Annotated in this window: 2 protein-coding genes; one reads left to right on the top strand and one right to left on the bottom strand. The window is 56.2% G+C overall.

The features are described 5' to 3' along the window. The first annotated feature begins 268 nt into the window (after positions 1-268). Entirely contained in the window at positions 269-1,111 is an 843-nt protein-coding gene (locus tag BJ928_RS38380; RefSeq protein ID WP_348628291.1) for a HEPN domain-containing protein, read from the top strand. A gap of 409 nt (positions 1,112-1,520) precedes the next feature. On the opposite strand, the gene rfbC is transcribed toward BJ928_RS38380, so the two are convergent. Next, on the bottom strand, positions 1,521-2,069 hold the full coding sequence (gene rfbC, locus BJ928_RS38385) for a dTDP-4-dehydrorhamnose 3,5-epimerase (RefSeq protein WP_047637256.1): 549 nt from the start codon (positions 2,067-2,069) through the stop codon (positions 1,521-1,523). Between the last annotated feature and the right edge of the window lie 3 nt (positions 2,070-2,072).

The raw sequence follows: 2,072 nt of genomic DNA on the forward strand, positions 1-2,072 counted from the left end.
AGGGCGCTCTCCTCAAAGGCCGCCACAAATCGCCGCGATCAGCGGCTTAGTTCAATCCTCAATCCGATTCCGCGTTCAATGGACGCGCTCTAGCCAAAACTGGCCCAGTTTGAAGGGTTCAGATCAGTTCAGATCAAATCATGAAACTGAAATACTATGCCGATCCGGAGTTTAAGGCTATGTTCGATCTGCTATGAAGGATTGCGATGACCTCATTCGATGACAGCCTTGCCCATCTGCCGCCGTCAAGCGCCGCGAACTGGAACGTGTGACGGGCATCCTGTTCAATGCGTTCGAGCAAGCCCAGAAGGGCAAGCTATCGGACAACCGCAAAGGCGGCCGCATCCTCAAGCTCATCCTCTTCGGCTCCTATGCTCGCGGCAACTGGGTCGAGGATCGCTCATCGGGATATTTGTCCGACTACGATCTGCTGATCATCGTCAACTCAGAGACATTTACCGATCATGATGATTTCTGGCGGGCGGCGGATGAGCGCATCGCCCAGGAGATCGTCGGTGGAGACATCCGCACGCCGGTCAACTTCATCGTCCATTCCTATCAGGACGTGAACGATCAGCTCGCCCAGGGCCGCCCCTTCTTCACGGACATCGCCCGCGACGGCCTCATGCTCTACGAGGCAGAGGGCTTTCCCCTTGCATCACCAAAGCCACTTTCCGAAGAGGACATTCGAAAGGAAGCCAGAAGGCATTTTGAGCACTGGTTTCCCAGTGCGGCTTATAATCGCAAGCTCGCTGAATACGCCATTGCAGATGGGGAGCGGAATCATGCGGCATTTAATCTACATCAGACCACCGAGCGTCTATATCACTGTATCCTGTTGGTGCTAACGCTTTACAGTCCGAAACTGCATCGGCTGGACAAGCTGCGCGCCAATGCCGAGGGTATCGATGCCAAGCTGATCGAGGCATGGCCACGCGACAGCCGTTTTGCAAGGCGCTGCTTTGCCCGCCTTACGCGCGCCTATGTCGATGCCCGCTATTCCTCCGCCTACGAGATCACGGATGAAGAGCTTGCCTGGCTTGTCGAGCGTATCGGAGCGTTGACAGACCTGGTCGGCCAAGTTTGTCGCGAGCGGCTCGGCGATGAGTGAGAGCTGTCGGACTGGGAGGGTTTGTTCACGGCTTATCGAGGTGCAGCCAACTCACAGGCCGCCGTTGAGGTTCCGGTGTTCTCTAATATTCATCGATGAGGCAATACAAGGGGTCAACTCTTCGCTTCGCAGCAGTTAAGGATTCAGACGCACAAGGGGTTGCTCACTGTCCTTGCCATTCGTCAACTTCGCCGACACAACGGATCTCCTCGTTCTGGCCAAATCAGCAATCGCAATTGCATTCTTTAGCTTCGTAACATCGATTCCAAAAAGCTTCTCTATAATTCGTCATGGCTCGTCGCCCTGTCGTGAGGATCGGCTTGGCCTATCCGAGCAACCCTCGGAAGATTAGTGCAGGGCGAGCCACCTCTGCCACGAAGAAGGACACACGGAATTACGTCCCAACTCATTATTCGAACACTTCGGCATCGGCGAGCAAAGGCTGTCGCTGGTCTTTGGGGGAGAGCGTCGGCTCACCGTTCAGCATCCAGTCGATGCCGATCTGCGGGTCGTTCCAGCGAATGCCGCGGTCGCTCTCCGGGGCATAGTAGTTGGTGGTCTTGTACACAAACTCCACATCATCGCTCAGCGTCAGGAAGCCATGGGCAAACCCCTCAGGTATCCAGAGTTGGCGCTTGTTTTCGGCCGACAAGAGAACACCGACCCACTGCCCGAATGTCGGAGACGATTTCCGGATGTCGACCGCGACGTCGTAGACCTCGCCGACCACGACACGCACCAGCTTGGCCTGCGCATGCGGCGGCAACTGATAATGAAGACCGCGCAGGACGCCCTTTCCCGACCGGCTGTGGTTGTCCTGCACGAAGTTAGCGCTTCGTCCGACTACGGCTTCGAACTTGAGCGCACTGAAGCTTTCGAAGAAGAAGCCGCGATCGTCGGCAAATACCGTCGGCTCGATGATCTTGACGTCGGGGATGGCGGTATCGATGGCTTTCATTCG

Source organism: Rhizobium sp. WW_1, from assembly GCF_003610155.1.
GTDB classification, from domain to species: domain Bacteria; phylum Pseudomonadota; class Alphaproteobacteria; order Rhizobiales; family Rhizobiaceae; genus Rhizobium; species Rhizobium tropici_A.